Below are 13,756 nucleotides of genomic sequence, written 5' to 3' on the forward strand. Positions count from 1 at the left end.
CGCGTCAGTGCGCCCAGCGTTCGCCCAGGACTTCCGCCTTGCCGTTCTGCCAGCGGACTTCCATCGCCGGTTCCTTGGGTTTCCCGGGGGCGAATAGCTCGTAGATCGTCTCGCCGCCTTCGACCTGCCGGCTTTCGATCACGCGTTCGGGCGCGAACGCGTCCTTCTTCGCGGCGGCGGCGGCGCGCACTTCGGCAGGAGCGCTGGCCCAGCCGATATCGCGCTGCACCTCCACGGCGGTCAGCTTGCCGTCGGCACCTTGGAGGACGTCGATCTCGACCTCGCTGCCATCCGGCTTCGTGCCTTCGACGTCGTAATAGATGCGTCCATCGCGTTCCTTGCGCTCGACCTTGACGATCGTGGTCCCGGACACCGTCGTTTCGACCAGCGCCGAAAGTCCCTCGGGCAGGTCTGCCGCCGCGACATTGCTGATCTCGGTCAAGGGTCCATCGGACAGCACGCCATTGTCTGCGGTGCCGCCATTGGCATTTTCCGCAGCTGGGGAGCAGGCGGCCACCAGGGTGACGAGCGCAAGAAGGGGGGCGGTGGAACGCATGGGACTCTCCTTTTGGTAACCGGTGTCTATCCTGCGTCCGACGCGCCGTCTGCGCAACCTTCGCGATGTTTGAGCGCTTGATCGCCGAAGGAGAGGGGCGATGTTCGTCGCGGCCTATTGGTGGAAGGTGCATCCGGGGAAGGAAGATCAGTTCCGTGCCGCCTGGCGTCGCGGCACCGAACTCATCCAGGCGAGATACGGCTCGCTCGGGTCAAGGCTTCATCGTGACGATCAGGGGCGTTTCATCGGCGTCGCCGAATGGCCCGATCGCGCGACATGGCAGGCGGCGTTCGACGCCCGGATGGCCTATGACGGGCCAGAGACCCGCGCCGCTTTCGTCGATGCCATTGCTGATGCCGCGCGTGAACCGATGCTGCTCATGGAAGTCACCGACGATCTGCTCGATCGTTAGTTCAGCCGTCCGCCACCGCGAAACGGACGAACGGATCGATCGCCGCTTTTCGCTCGGCGCGTTTCCATGCCTTTTCGTGGAAGAAGAAGGCGACGGCGTTGATGCACGGTTCGATCAGCGCGATTCCGCCGGCCAGGGTCGGGGAGCCGGTGATGGTGTAGGCGACTGTGAAGCCAACGGTGAGGTGGACCGCGAGATAGGTCAGCGTTTTCTTGAGATCGCGGGGCATTGGACGGTTCCTCAATCGTTGGAACCGTCCATCTAATGCACCGGGAAATCGATCTGTAACGCGAAGATATGGCCTGAGTGATCGTATCCGTCGATCAGGCGGCGGCGCGCATTTCCAGCCGCTCCCAGATCTCGACCAGCGCGGCGGTCAGCTCGCGCATCATCGCCTCATCATGCGCCGGACCCGGGGTGAAGCGCAGCCGTTCGGTGCCGCGCGGCACGGTCGGGTAGTTGATCGGCTGGACGTACACGCCGTATTCGGCGAGCAGGATGTCGCTGACCCGCTTGGCCTTGACCGGATCGCCCACCATCAGCGGTACGATATGCGTGGAGGTTTCCAGCACGGGCAGCCCGGCATCGGACATCATCGCCTTAAGCTTGGCGGCGGCGGCGTGCTGCCCGTCGCGCTCCTCGCTCGACTGTTTGAGGTGGCGCACCGATGCGAGCGCACCCGCGACCAGCACCGGCGAGAGCGAGGTCGTGAAGATGAACCCCGGCGCATAGCTGCGGATCACGTCGATGATCGTCTGGTCCGCGGCGATATAGCCGCCCATGACGCCGAACGCCTTGCCCAGCGTCCCTTCGATGATCGTCAGCCGCGATGCCGCGTCGTCGCGTTCGGAGATGCCGCCGCCGCGCGCGCCGTACATGCCGACGGCATGGACCTCGTCCAGATAGGTGAGCGCATTATACTTGTCGGCCAGGTCGCAGATCGCGTGGATCGGCGCGACGTCACCGTCCATCGAATAGACGCTCTCGAACGCGATCAGCTTGGGCGCGCTGGGGTCGTCCGCCGCCAGCAGCTCCTCAAGATGCGCGATGTCGTTGTGACGCCACACGCGCTTCTCACAGCCCGAATTGCGGATGCCCGCGATCATCGACGCGTGATTGAGCTCGTCCGAATAGATGATGCAGCCGGGCAGCACCTTGGCGAGGGTCGACAGCGTCGCCTCGTTCGAGACATAGCCGCTGGTGAACAGCAGCGCGCCCTGCTTGCCGTGCAGGTCGGCCAGCTCGCCTTCCAGATCGACATGGTAATGGGTGTTGCCGCCGATGTTGCGCGTGCCGCCCGAGCCGGCGCCGACGTCGTGGAGCGCTTCCTCCATCGCCGCGATCACCTTGGGGTGCTGCCCCATCGCGAGATAGTCGTTCGAGCACCAGACGGTGATCGGCTTCGGTCCGTTGTGCCCGTGGAAGCAGCGCGCATTGGGGAACATGCCCTTGTTGCGCAGGATGTCGATGAACACCCGATAGCGCCCCTCGGCATGCAGCCGGTCGATCGCCTGGGTGAAGACGCGCGAATAATCCACGGCGCGCGGAGTCGTGTCGGTGCTCATGGCCGGCCCCGATAACGGTTTCGTTCGCCGAACGCTAGCGTAGTGGAGAGGGATTGTTTCCATAAGCCTGATCGAGCGATTGGATCGCGCGCATCCTGTACCTGGGCGAGACTCGATGAATGCCTCATGCCGTGAAGATATCACCATGGAACCGCGACTCCATGCTATGATGACCATAGCGTGGAATCGGGACTCCGAGCGTTTCCACGGCTCAGGGCCATCGCACTCCCACCCGAAGCGAGGGGGACGGACATGGAACGCAACGACTACGCCTATTTCAGGAAACGCGAGCGCGACGAGCGCGACTGTGCCGAGCGCGCGCAGGACCGGACCGCGCGTCGCGCGCATCTCGACCTGGCCGCGCGCTACGCAGAACGCGTACGGGCGATGATGCCGCCGTCCGGCTGATCCGCGACTGGATCCGACGGAGGTGAATGTCCTGATGACATACGGCCACCCAAGCCGTCAAAGCGCCTCGATTCGCTCGAGGCCATAGCTCGCCAACCCCGGCGCGAGCATTCGCGCGTGATCGTCGAGCCGGGTGAACACGGCGATTCCGGGTGGCGGAACCTCCGGCCAACCCTGTCCGTCGGTCAGATGGGCGATGCGCCGGGCGATACCGGGGCCGCCATCGACAAAGGCAACCGGATGCGGCGCGGCGGCGGCAAGTTCGGCCTCGACCAGCGGGAAATGGGTACAGGCGTTGACGATCACATCGATGCGATCGCCCTCGGGCTGTCCGAACAGCCCGTCGAGGACCGCGCGGAACCGAGCCGGATCGGGGGTCGCGCCATGCAGCTTCGCTTCGGCCAACTGGACCAGCTCGGCGCTGCCATGCCGGATCACCGTGCAATCCGCCGCGAACCGGGCGGCAAGGTCATCGACATAGGGCTGGCGCACCGTCGCTTCGGTGCCCAGCACGCCGATCACCCGTGTCTTTGAAAGCGCGGCGGCGGGCTTGATCGCCGGGACCGTGCCGACGATCGGAATGTCGAGTGCGGCGCGGACATGGGTGAGCGCGATCGTCGATGCGGTGTTGCACGCGATCACGATCAGTCGTGGCCGGTAGCGCTCGGCAAGGCGGCCCAGCAGCGCGGGCACGCGTGCCGCGATCTCTTCCTCGCTCTTGGTTCCGTAGGGAAAGCCGGCGCTGTCGGCGGCATAGATCAATGGCGCATGCGGCAGCAGTGCGCGGGCCGGGGCCAGCACCGACAGGCCGCCCACGCCCGAATCGAAGAAGAGAAGGGGCCGGGTATCGGCCATATCGCGGGTTCGCCTGACTCGAGGTTGTTGCGCCCGCTTATCGAAGGACCTAGCTTTGGCGCAAGCAAGGGGACGCACGCTGACCACTGAAATTCTCTGGCAAACGCCGACATTGGCGCTGCTGCTGGGCTATCTGCTCGGCTCGATCCCGTTCGGCGTGCTGCTGACGCGGGCCGCGGGTGCGGGCGATCTGCGTACGATCGGATCGGGCAATATCGGGGCGACCAACGTGCTGCGCACCGGCCGCAAGGGCCTGGCCGCGGCGACCCTGCTGCTCGACCTGCTCAAGGGCGCAGCGGCGGTGTGGATCGCCGACGCGCTGTGGCCGGGCAGTGGCGTGCTCGCTGCGGCGGGCGCGTTCTTCGGCCATTGCTATCCGGTCTGGCTCAAATTTCGGGGGGGCAAGGGCGTCGCGACGCTGATGGGTATCGTTCTCGCGCTCCACTGGCCGTCGGGGCTGGTCTATGCCGTGGTGTGGCTGGGGCTGTTGGCGGGGCTGCGCATTTCCTCGGTCGCGGGGATGCTCGCGGCGGTCAGCGCACCAGCGAGCGCCGCATATTTCGGCCGGACCGATATCGTGCCGCTGCTGCTTGGCCTGGCGCTGGTGGTGCTGTGGAAGCATCGTGAGAATATCCAGCGGTTGCTGGCCGGTACGGAGCCGCGCATCGGCCGAAAGAATGGGTGAAGGCGAGACTGATCTCGCCCGTCTCCGGCTGATCCGCTCGCCGCGTATCGGCCCCGTTGCCTACCGCCAGCTGATTGCCCGCTTCGGGAGTGCCGACGCAGCGCTCGACGCGCTCCCGGCGCTGGCGATGCGCGGCGGTGGTGCCGCGCCCGCGATCGCGGATGTCGGATTTGCGCGGCGTGAGATCGCGGCGGTAGCGAAGCTTGGCGCGCGGTATCTGTTCCTTGGCGATGCGGACTATCCGCCGTTGCTCGCCGAACTGGAAAACGCGCCGCCCGCGCTGATCGTTCGGGGCGACGTGGCGCTGAGCCGCCGGCCCTGTGTCGCGATGGTCGGCGCGCGCAATGCCTCCGCCGCAGCCTGCCGCTTTGCCCGGCAGCTGGCCCAGGGGTTGGTGGAGGGGGGCGCGACCGTGGTTTCGGGATTGGCGCGGGGGATCGATACCGCGGCCCATCACGGATCGATCGCCGGCGGTACCGTGGGGGTGATCGCGAGCGGGATCGACATCGCTTTTCCGCCCGAGAATCGCGAGCTGCAGGAGCGGGTCGCGGTCGAGGGGCTGTTGGTCGCCGAGCAACCGCCGGGCGCCGAACCGCTCGCGCGCCACTTTCCATCGCGCAACCGCATCATCGCCGGCCTGGCGCAAGGGACGGTGGTGGTCGAGGCTGCGCCGCGTTCCGGATCGCTGATCACCGCGCGCATCGCCGCCGAGGCGGGGCGTGAGGTGTTGGCGGTGCCCGGCTCGCCGCTCGATCCGCGTGCCCAGGGGTGCAATTTGCTGATCCGCGAGGGCGCGACCCTGGTGCAAAGCGTCGAGGACATATTGGAGGCGATCCGTCCGATCGACCTGCGGGCGGTGCGCGCGCCGGTCAGCGGCTATGACAGCGAACCCGCGGTCGAGCCCGGCGATGCGGACCGGCGGCGGATCGAAGGGCTGCTGGGTCCGGTGCCTGTGCCCGTCGACGAGCTGATCCGGCAGGCCGGCGTTCCCGCCGCGATGGTTCAGCTGGTGCTGCTCGAACTCGAGCTGGGTGGGCGGCTGGAACGGCACGCGGGCGGGCGTGTGAGTTGGGGCTGAAGGGAGCGCGATGGACGAGCGGGCGATGCAGGCGGGGCGGATCATCGAGCGGATGTTCACCCTGCTGCGCGACAATGCGATCCCGGTGGCGATCGCGATCCTGGTTCTGGCGGGGCTGGGTACGACCTGGGATCATTATTTTCCGGATTCGTGGTTGAGCCTGCCGCTCAATATCGTCTCGATGATCATCCAGTACTGGATCGTCCGGCTGGCGCTGGCGCGTGAAGGGTTGCTGGCAACGAATTTATCCGGTGCTGCCGTATCCTATTGTGGCGTCTCGATCGTGTCGGGACTTGGAATCGTGCTCGGCTTGATACTCCTGATCGTTCCCGGCATTCTGCTCAGCCTCCGATGGATGCCGGCCATTCCGCTCGTCCTTGGCGTCGAGCGACTGCATACCAATGACGCGCTGGGTGAGGCGTGGCGGCGGACCGGGGATCATTGGAAGGCGATCGGGGCCGCCTATCTTCTTACTCTTATTCCCATGCTGGGCGCGATCCTCGCCTATCTCTGGGAGGTCGACGCGTTTCTCGAGCAGCTGGCGGCCGTGACGGTCGCGAACATCCTGCTCAACCTCACCCTGGTGATGACCTGGATGCTGAGCGTCGCCGTCTATCAGGGGTTTGCCAGCCGCGAACGGGAGTTCGAGGAGATTTTCGCCTAGGGCTGCGGCCCATCAGGCGGCGCGCAGCCGGATATGCGCAGCGCGCAGGGCCATGGGGTAGAGAACCTCATTTTCCGCCTTCACGCGCCGTTGAAGCGTACCGAGCAGCGCCTGAAGGTCCGTTACGAAGCGCATGCGGTCGGCGGCGATTGCCGGTTCGCCCCATGCCGCGACGAAGGCGTTCCAGTCGCTCGCGACCGAGGCGAAGGCGTAGATCGCCTCCTCCGCCATGATCCGCTGGCCGGCATCGTCGCTGGCGAGCAGCAGCGGGTAGATCTGTTCGTCCTCGATCGCGAGGTGCGGAGTGAGCAGCGCATCGAGCTGTTTCAGGTTGGCGGAAAGCGTGTCGGAGCCGGCGTCGTTTTCGATGTCGCGCACAAGGTCCCGGACCACCGCAAAGATGGCGCTGTGGTCGTGCAGGAGATCCTCGAACGACAGCATTCCGACTCGCCTAACGAAGGAATCCCACTATCGAATAACCAGAATGGGTTAAGAAGCCGGGTATGGCCCTCGCACGGAGTCTTTCGATCAGCGGAGCAGCGCCGCATAATATTCCGTGAGCCCGTCGCGCAGGAGGAGCTGGGCCGGACCGAAATCGCCGAGTTTGTACAGCAGCATCGTGACGATCGAGCCGAGGATACCGACCAGGGTGGCGCCGATCATCCAGCGCCGTGCGGTGTGGACCCATTGCGCGCGCGCCAAAGCGACGAGGCCGAGAAAGGCGGCGAACTCGATCAACGCGTAGAAGTCCATGCGATAGCGGAAATTCATGCTGATCGCGGTCAGCATGAGCAACGGCGCGGCGGCGAGACCCAGCAGAATGAGCATGGCTTCGGCGCGAAACGGCCATTGCCGCGCGCGCCGCGCGACAAGCGCGGCAACGCCCAGGACGGCCAGCGTCAGCAGCAGCGGATCGGTCAGGAAGAAGCTGCTCGGCGGAAGCTCCACCGCGTCGATCAGCCGGTCGCGCATGTCGGACAGCAGCAATTGCCCATCGGCGCCGGTCACCGCCCAGAAGGGCAGGAAATAATAGACGAGGCCAAATGGCAGGCGCTCGATGTTGAACAGGCCATAGTGGACGGTGCGGTCGAGCCGGTCCGGATAAGCGGTGTTGAAATTGTACAGGCTGTAATCCGCGAAGGTGAACGGATCGCCCCAGCGGGCCTGGTTGATCAACGCGGTCGCGACCACGGCGATGAGCAGGATGGCCGCGGCCGCCGCATGGCTGCGCGCATAGCCGGCCAGGTCGCGCCGGGACCTCCAGAGGTGCAGCAGCGCAAGCATTCCGAACGCGGCGAACAGCCCCACGGCGACCGACACGCGCGTGAGCAGGGCGGCGGCGCAGGCGATTGCCATCACGGTCAGCGTGGTCCGCGTAAAACCGCGCAACAGGCCATGCATTGCTCCCGCGACGAACAATGCGGCAAAGGTCGCCGCCCAGAAGCAGACTTCCTGGTAGATGCTGGCGCGCAGGAACGCGATCTGTGCGCCCGACAGGACGAGCGCCACGACCGTCGTACGGATCAGCCAGCGGGGAAGCTCAGGACATTCGGTGGCGACGAGCCGTACGGTCCACAGCTTGGCCCATAGCCCCAGCGTGACCGCCGCGGCGCAATACCAGGGCGTGAAGTTGATCTGCTGCCAGCCGGGAATCCAGGTGAAGGGCAGGCGAAGCAGGGCCGGGAGCACGCCCCAATAGGCATAGACGTGGCCGTTGCGCGTGAATCCTTCCTGCCCGACGATCGTCGGGTCCACGTCCATCCGGCCGCGGAGCAAATGGTCGAGCATGCTGTTCAGGATGAAGTCGCGCTCGGCCACGCTCGGCGGCAGCAGGAAGCCGATATCGGTGATCAGGACCAGGTACAGGACCACCGCCAGCCCGAGCGGGATCAGGATGCTGCGATCGGCAAGTGGAATGCGCGCCGCGCCTCCCGGTTGGCGGGGATGATCCATGCACCGCGCCGATGGCATGTGCATGTTACCCAAGCAAGCGGCTTGACGCCGCCCGCCGCACCTCACCATCCTCGCGCGTATACGCGAAGCCTCAAATCGGAACCCCATGCAGCTGGTCATCGTCGAATCGCCCGCCAAGGCGAAAACCATCGAGAAGTATCTGGGCAAGGACTATCGCGTCCTCGCTTCCTACGGCCATGTCCGCGACCTGCCGCCCAAGGACGGATCGGTGAAGCCCGACGACGGCTTCGCGATGGACTGGGAGACCTATGCCGACAAGGCGAAGCAGCTCAAGGCGATCACCGACGAGGCCAAGAAGGCTGACCGCCTGATCCTGGCCACCGACCCTGACCGTGAGGGAGAGGCGATCAGCTGGCATGTGCAGGAGCTGTTGGCAAAGAAGAAGGCGCTGCCCAAGGAGGTCGAGCGCGTCACCTTCAACGCGATCACCAAGCCGGCGATCCTCGCGGCGATGGCGGCGCCGCGCCAGCTCGATACCGACCTGATCGATGCCTACCGCGCCCGCCGCGCGCTCGACTACCTCGTCGGCTTCACCCTCTCGCCGGTGCTGTGGCGCAAGCTGCCGGGCGCCAAGTCGGCCGGCCGCGTCCAGTCGGTCGCACTGCGCCTGATCGTCGAGCGCGAGCGCGAGATCGAAATCTTCAAGGCACAGGAATATTGGAGCGTCACCGCGCATCTCGAACATGACGGCACCGCGTTCGACGCGCGGCTCGTCCGGTTCGAGGGCAAGAAGCTCGACCGCCTGTCGATCGGCGACGAGGGCACCGCGAGCCGTGCCAAGGCCGCGGTCGAGCAGGGTCGCTTCACCGTCGCCAGCGTCGAGACCAAGCCGGCGATGCGTAACCCACCGCCGCCCTTCACGACCTCGACCCTGCAGCAGGAGGCCGCGCGGAAACTCGGCTTCTCGGCGAGCCATACGATGCGGATCGCACAAGGCCTCTACGAGGATGGTGCGATCACCTATATGCGAACCGACGGCGTGCAGATGGACGGCAGTGCCATCGACGCCGCGCGCAAAGCGATCGTCGGCCGCTATCAGGCGAGCTACATCCCCGACAAGCCACGCCAGTACCAGACCAAGGCCAAGAACGCGCAGGAAGCGCACGAGGCGATCCGACCGACTGATTTCAGCCGCGACAAGGCGGGTGGGGGCGACCACGCCAGGCTCTATGAGCTGATCTGGAAGCGTGCGCTGGCGAGCCAGATGTCGTCGGCACGCATGGAGCGCACGACGGTCGAGCTGGAGGAGCCGACCGGGCAGGATGCACTGCGCGCCACCGGTCAGGTGGTGATCTTCCCAGGTTATCTGGCGCTCTACGAAGAGGGGCGGGATGACGAGGGCGACGAGGATTCACGCCGCCTCCCCGTGATCCGCCAGGGCGATACTCCTGCCAAGAAGGGTGTGGATGCCGAGCAGCATTTCACCCAGCCGCCGCCGCGCTTCTCCGAAGCTTCGCTGGTCAAGCGGATGGAAGAGCTCGGCATCGGCCGCCCCTCGACCTATGCTTCGATCATTCAGGTGCTGAAGGACCGCGCCTATGTACGGGTCGAGAAGAACCGCTTTTTCGCCGAGGAAACGGGCCGCCTGCTGACCGCCTTCCTGGAGCGCTTCTTCGAGAAATACGTCAATTACGACTTCACCGCCGGGCTTGAGGAAGAGCTGGACGACGTGTCGGGCGGCCGTGCCGGGTGGCAGGCGGTGCTCGAAGCGTTCTGGAAGGATTTCCGTCCGCGCACCGACGAGGTGATGGAGCGCAAGCCGAGCGAGGTGACCGAGGCGCTCGACCAGTTCCTCGAACCGTATCTCTTCCCCGACAAGGGCGATGGCAGCGATCCGCGCCTCTGCCCGTCCTGCGGCGAGGGACGGCTGGCACTGCGCGGCGGCAAGTTCGGCGCGTTCGTTGCTTGCTCCAACTATCCCGAGTGCAAGTTCACCCGCCGCTTCGGTCAGCCGGGCAGTGCGGATGGCGGCGACACCGGGCCGGAGGTGATCGGGCAGGACCCGGTGACGGGCGAGGATATTTCGCGCCGTTCGGGCCGGTTCGGGCCGTATATCCAGCGCGGCGAAGGCAAGGAGGCGGCACGCGCCTCGATCCCCAAGGACATTCCCGAGTTCGACCTCGACTGGGCGGTGAGGCTGCTCAACCTGCCGCGCACGATCGGTGACCATCCCGAAAGCGGCAAGCCGATCACGGCGTCGATCGGGCGCTATGGCCCCTATCTCGCGCATGACGGCAAGTACGCGCGGCTGTCGTCGACGGCGGACGTGTTCGAGACGGGCATGAACGCCGCGGTGGTCAAGCTGGCCGAGGCGGCTGCGGGTGGCGGCCGGGCGCGCGGCGCCAGCCGCGAGCCGTTGAAGGTCTTCGGCGCACATCCCGAGTCGGGCGCCGAGATCAAGCTGATGGAGGGGCGCTTCGGTCCCTATCTCACCGACGGCTCGACCAATGCGACTCTGCCCAAGTCGGTCGATCAGGCAACGCTGACGCTCGAGGAAGCGGTGCAACTGATCGACGCCAAGGCAGCGGCGGGGCCGGCCAAGAAGAAGGGCCGCAAGGCGCCAGCCAAGAAGTCTGTTGCGAAGAAGGCTCCCGCAAAGAAGGCCCCTGCCAAGAAAGTGGCCGCGAAGGCATGACACCGGACTTCCGCAGCTACCTTCCGGGGGATGCGGAAGCCTGTCTCGCCTTGTTCGACGCCAATTGCCCGCGCTTCTTCGCGCCTGGAGAGCGCGCGGACTATACGGCGTATCTGGATCGGGTGTCGTCGTATCGCGTGTGCGTGACGGACGGTGTCATCAGCGGCGCGTTCGGGGTTGCGCCTGGCCTGCCGGGGCGGGCGCATCTCAACTGGATCCTGATCGATCCCGCATCGCAAGGCGTGGGTATCGGGCGCGCGATGATGCTGGCCGCGATGGCGGATGCAAGTGCTCGTGGCGCCGCGGCTCTCGACATCGCGGCGAGCCAGCATTCGGCGCCGTTCTTCGCGCGCTTCGGTGCGCGCGAGCTGTGCCATCTGCCGGATGGCTGGGGACCCGGGATGCACCGGATCGATATGGAGCTGGCGATCAGCCCCGTCGGTTGAGCTGATGGATCAGGCCGCGCGCAACGTGGTCATCTGAAGCCAGGCTCGCGCCAGCTTCTGCGCTTCGATGATCTCGCGCGCGCTCATGTCTTCGGCCACTTCTGCCCGCATGTACGGCGCGTGCGCGCTGCCCTTGAGCGCGGCGATATTGAACCATTTATGCGCTTCGATCAGGTCGACGTCGTAGCCCGACGCGCCGCTCGAATAGACCATGCCGAGTTCATAGGCCGCGTCGGCGCTTCCGCGCGCCGCATCGGCCAGCCGGCTATCGATCAGGAACTGTGCGCTCTTAAGACTATTGCCCATGACATTGCCCCACTTTTAATCTGTATCCTCATGGGACGCAGCCTGCGGCAGTCATGGTAACCAAAGCGTTAACGGTGTTCCTGAGGCTGGTTCAGCTAGCCTCGACGGGGATGTTGTCGATCAGTCGCGTGCCGCCGATGCGGGCGGCGGCGAGCAGACGGCGCGGCTTGCCCGCGACCGACGTGCCGAGCGTCTCGGCGTCGGCCAGCTCGACATAGTCGACCTCGAACCCGGCCGCTTCGAGCGACGCTCGGGCGGTGGCGAGCGCGGTGTCCGCATCCTCGCCCTTCTCGATCGCCTTGGCTGCGACGCCGAGCGCTCGCGGAAGCGCCACGGCGGCGGCACGATCCTCGGGCATCAGATAGACGTTGCGCGAGGAGAGGGCGAGGCCGTCATCGTCGCGCTGGGTGGGTATGCCGCGCACCTCGACATCGAAATCGAGATCGGCGACCATTCGACGGATCACGGCAAGCTGCTGGAAATCCTTCTCGCCGAACAGCGCGATGTCTGGCTTCACCTGGTTGAACAGCTTGGCGACGACCGTCGCGACGCCATTGAAATGGCCGGGGCGTGACGCGCCATCGAGCGGCTCACTGACACCGGCAACGCTGATATGGGTCGAATGGTCCTCGGGATACATGACCTCGACCGGGGGCAGCCACAGCAGATCCACTCCCGCATCGCTGAGCAGGCGTGAATCGACCTGTTCCTTGCGCGGATATTTGGCGAGATCCTCGTTCGGGCCGAACTGCTTGGGGTTGACGAAGATCGAGACGATCACGCGATCCGCCGCCAGTTTCGCTTCGGCCACCAGCGCCATATGCCCGGCGTGCAGCGCGCCCATCGTCGGCACGAACGCGATCCGTTCGCCGGCAGCACGGATTCCCGAAATGGCATTACGAAGTTCGGGGAGCTGACGGACGGTTTGCACGCGAATGAGGCCTTGGATATGGACGGGAAGCGCGGCCTTCTATGGGGGGGAGGCCCAGGGATCAATCAAGGAAGTTCATTGGTGGGCGAAGCGTCGAACCCGTTGCATGTGATCGTCTTCGCCAACGAGAAGGGCGGGACGGGCAAGTCCACCACCGCTGTCCACACCGCGATCGCGCTGGCGGCGCGGGGCGCGCGGGTCAGCTGTCTCGACCTCGATCACCGCCAGCGGACCTTGGGTCGGTATCTCGACAATCGCGGCGAATCGATCAAGCGCAGCGGCCGCGAGCTGCCGATGCCGCGCTACGAGACGCATGATGGCGAAAGCGACGATCTGTTCTCGGAGTCGCTGGAGCGGCTGGGAGCCGACAGCGACTTCCTGATCATCGACACGCCCGGCCGCGACGACAAGTTCGGCCGCATCGCGATCACCAACGCCGATACGCTGGTGACGCCGATGAACGACAGCTTCGTCGATTTCGACCTGATCGGCCATGTCGATCCCGACACGTTCAAGGTGGTGCGGCCAAGCTTCTATTCGGAGCTGATCTGGGATTCGCGCAAGCGCCGCGCCAAAGCGGACGGCGCGACGATCGACTGGGTCGTCCTGCGCAATCGGATGCAGCATATCGAGGCGCGCAACATGAAGCGCGTATCGGAGGCGATCGACCAGCTCGCCAAGCGCGTCGGCTTCCGCGTCATCCCGGGCCTGTCCGAACGCGTCATCTATCGCGAGCTGTTTCCGAAGGGGCTGACGATGCTCGATGCGCGCGAGTTTGGGCAGATGGGCCTGGCGCATGTCGCCGCGCGGCAGGAACTGCGCGAGATGATGGCGGGGCTGGCATTGCCCGAAACCGCCGGCACCATCCCGGTCTTCGCTTGAGCGCGCGACGGTGATCTGGAAGCTCCTCACCGCGATCGCCGTCGGCTGGCTTGGCTGGCGGATGTGGCATGGCTGGGGACGGCCGCTGCCTGGTACGCCCAAGCCTGCGCCCGTTCCGCCGGCACCGACCGGACCCGAAGCCGACGCCCGCGCCGTACTGGGCGTTGGGCCCGACGCCGGACCGGAGGAAATACGCGCCGCGCATCGCAAGCTGATCGCCAGTGTCCATCCCGACCGTGGCGGCTCGCCTGAGCTGACGCGGCAGGTGAACGCGGCGCGCGACCGGCTGCTCCCAAAGACTGGCGATTGAACTTTCCATGCCGCTCGCGAATTGGGCGGTTACCGAATCATCCGGAGGC

The 13,756-nt window shown here is 65.9% G+C and carries 17 protein-coding genes; 9 read left to right on the top strand and 8 right to left on the bottom strand.

The genetic code is table 11. The features are described from left to right. Positions 1-4 precede the first annotated feature (4 nt). Positions 5-556, bottom strand: coding sequence for a PepSY domain-containing protein (locus AC07M1_RS01900; protein WP_495160876.1), 552 nt, complete (start codon positions 554-556; stop codon positions 5-7). Positions 557-656: 100 nt separating this feature from the next. Here AC07M1_RS01900 and AC07M1_RS01905 point away from each other — a divergent pair, with 100 nt between their 5' ends. After that, complete coding sequence (locus tag AC07M1_RS01905) at positions 657-968, top strand: antibiotic biosynthesis monooxygenase family protein (RefSeq protein WP_495160877.1); 312 nt, start codon at positions 657-659, stop codon at positions 966-968. A 1-nt stretch (position 969) separates the two neighbouring features. Here AC07M1_RS01905 and AC07M1_RS01910 read toward each other — a convergent pair whose 3' ends face one another. Further along, the gene (locus AC07M1_RS01910; protein ID WP_495160878.1) at positions 970-1,197 is read right to left on the bottom strand and encodes a DUF2061 domain-containing protein; all 228 of its coding nucleotides are present in this window, start codon (positions 1,195-1,197) and stop codon (positions 970-972) included. A 94-nt stretch (positions 1,198-1,291) separates the two neighbouring features. Continuing rightward, positions 1,292-2,533: a 5-aminolevulinate synthase gene (hemA, locus tag AC07M1_RS01915; protein ID WP_495160879.1), complete on the bottom strand. Its 1,242-nt coding sequence runs from the start codon at positions 2,531-2,533 to the stop codon at positions 1,292-1,294. A 252-nt stretch (positions 2,534-2,785) separates the two neighbouring features. On the opposite strand from hemA, the gene AC07M1_RS01920 reads away from it, so the two are divergent. Next, positions 2,786-2,941, top strand: a complete 156-nt coding sequence (locus tag AC07M1_RS01920; protein ID WP_495160880.1) for a hypothetical protein — start codon at positions 2,786-2,788, stop codon at positions 2,939-2,941. A gap of 57 nt (positions 2,942-2,998) precedes the next feature. Here AC07M1_RS01920 and murI read toward each other — a convergent pair whose 3' ends face one another. Continuing rightward, positions 2,999-3,796 (bottom strand): glutamate racemase, encoded by a 798-nt coding sequence (gene murI, locus AC07M1_RS01925; protein WP_495160881.1) that lies wholly within the window; start codon positions 3,794-3,796, stop codon positions 2,999-3,001. Between the two features lie 79 nt (positions 3,797-3,875). Here murI and plsY point away from each other — a divergent pair, with 79 nt between their 5' ends. Genes plsY through AC07M1_RS01940 form a run of 3 tightly spaced genes read left to right on the top strand, consistent with a single transcriptional unit; the run spans position 3,876 to position 6,223 of the window. Beyond that, positions 3,876-4,481 (top strand): glycerol-3-phosphate 1-O-acyltransferase PlsY, encoded by a 606-nt coding sequence (gene plsY, locus AC07M1_RS01930; protein WP_495162795.1) that lies wholly within the window; start codon positions 3,876-3,878, stop codon positions 4,479-4,481. Beyond that, a complete protein-coding gene (gene dprA, locus AC07M1_RS01935) occupies positions 4,474-5,559 on the top strand; it encodes a DNA-processing protein DprA (protein ID WP_495160882.1) in 1,086 nt (361 codons plus the stop codon). The genes plsY and dprA overlap by 8 nt, the downstream gene beginning before the upstream one ends. Before the next feature lie 10 nt (positions 5,560-5,569). Continuing rightward, positions 5,570-6,223, top strand: coding sequence for a hypothetical protein (locus tag AC07M1_RS01940; protein ID WP_495160883.1), 654 nt, complete (start codon positions 5,570-5,572; stop codon positions 6,221-6,223). A gap of 12 nt (positions 6,224-6,235) precedes the next feature. On the opposite strand, the gene AC07M1_RS01945 is transcribed toward AC07M1_RS01940, so the two are convergent. Continuing rightward, the gene (locus AC07M1_RS01945) at positions 6,236-6,664 is read right to left on the bottom strand and encodes a hemerythrin domain-containing protein (RefSeq protein WP_495160884.1); all 429 of its coding nucleotides are present in this window, start codon (positions 6,662-6,664) and stop codon (positions 6,236-6,238) included. Between the two features lie 87 nt (positions 6,665-6,751). Further along, complete coding sequence (locus AC07M1_RS01950) at positions 6,752-8,176, bottom strand: hypothetical protein (protein ID WP_495160885.1); 1,425 nt, start codon at positions 8,174-8,176, stop codon at positions 6,752-6,754. 106 nt (positions 8,177-8,282) lie between these two features. Between AC07M1_RS01950 and topA the strand changes: the two genes are divergently transcribed. Together topA and AC07M1_RS01960 are read left to right on the top strand one after the other, a co-directional pair. Next, positions 8,283-10,832 (top strand): type I DNA topoisomerase, encoded by a 2,550-nt coding sequence (gene topA, locus AC07M1_RS01955; RefSeq protein ID WP_495160886.1) that lies wholly within the window; start codon positions 8,283-8,285, stop codon positions 10,830-10,832. Beyond that, a complete protein-coding gene (locus AC07M1_RS01960) occupies positions 10,829-11,278 on the top strand; it encodes a GNAT family N-acetyltransferase (protein WP_495160887.1) in 450 nt (149 codons plus the stop codon). Before topA ends, AC07M1_RS01960 begins: the two co-directional genes overlap by 4 nt. 9 nt (positions 11,279-11,287) lie before the next feature. Here the strand turns inward: AC07M1_RS01960 and AC07M1_RS01965 are convergent, their stop codons facing one another. After that, on the bottom strand, positions 11,288-11,584 hold the full coding sequence (locus AC07M1_RS01965; RefSeq protein ID WP_495160888.1) for a hypothetical protein: 297 nt from the start codon (positions 11,582-11,584) through the stop codon (positions 11,288-11,290). Positions 11,585-11,675: 91 nt separating this feature from the next. Beyond that, positions 11,676-12,515, bottom strand: a complete 840-nt coding sequence (panC, locus tag AC07M1_RS01970; RefSeq protein ID WP_495160889.1) for a pantoate--beta-alanine ligase — start codon at positions 12,513-12,515, stop codon at positions 11,676-11,678. Between the two features lie 81 nt (positions 12,516-12,596). On the opposite strand from panC, the gene AC07M1_RS01975 reads away from it, so the two are divergent. Together AC07M1_RS01975 and AC07M1_RS01980 are read left to right on the top strand one after the other, a co-directional pair. Further along, the gene (locus AC07M1_RS01975) at positions 12,597-13,397 is read left to right on the top strand and encodes a division plane positioning ATPase MipZ (protein WP_495160890.1); all 801 of its coding nucleotides are present in this window, start codon (positions 12,597-12,599) and stop codon (positions 13,395-13,397) included. Between the two features lie 10 nt (positions 13,398-13,407). Continuing rightward, positions 13,408-13,707, top strand: coding sequence for a J domain-containing protein (locus tag AC07M1_RS01980; protein ID WP_495160891.1), 300 nt, complete (start codon positions 13,408-13,410; stop codon positions 13,705-13,707). The last annotated feature ends 49 nt before the right edge of the window (positions 13,708-13,756 follow it).

It is taken from the genome of Sphingomonas sp. GW821-FHT10C01, from assembly GCF_059415525.1.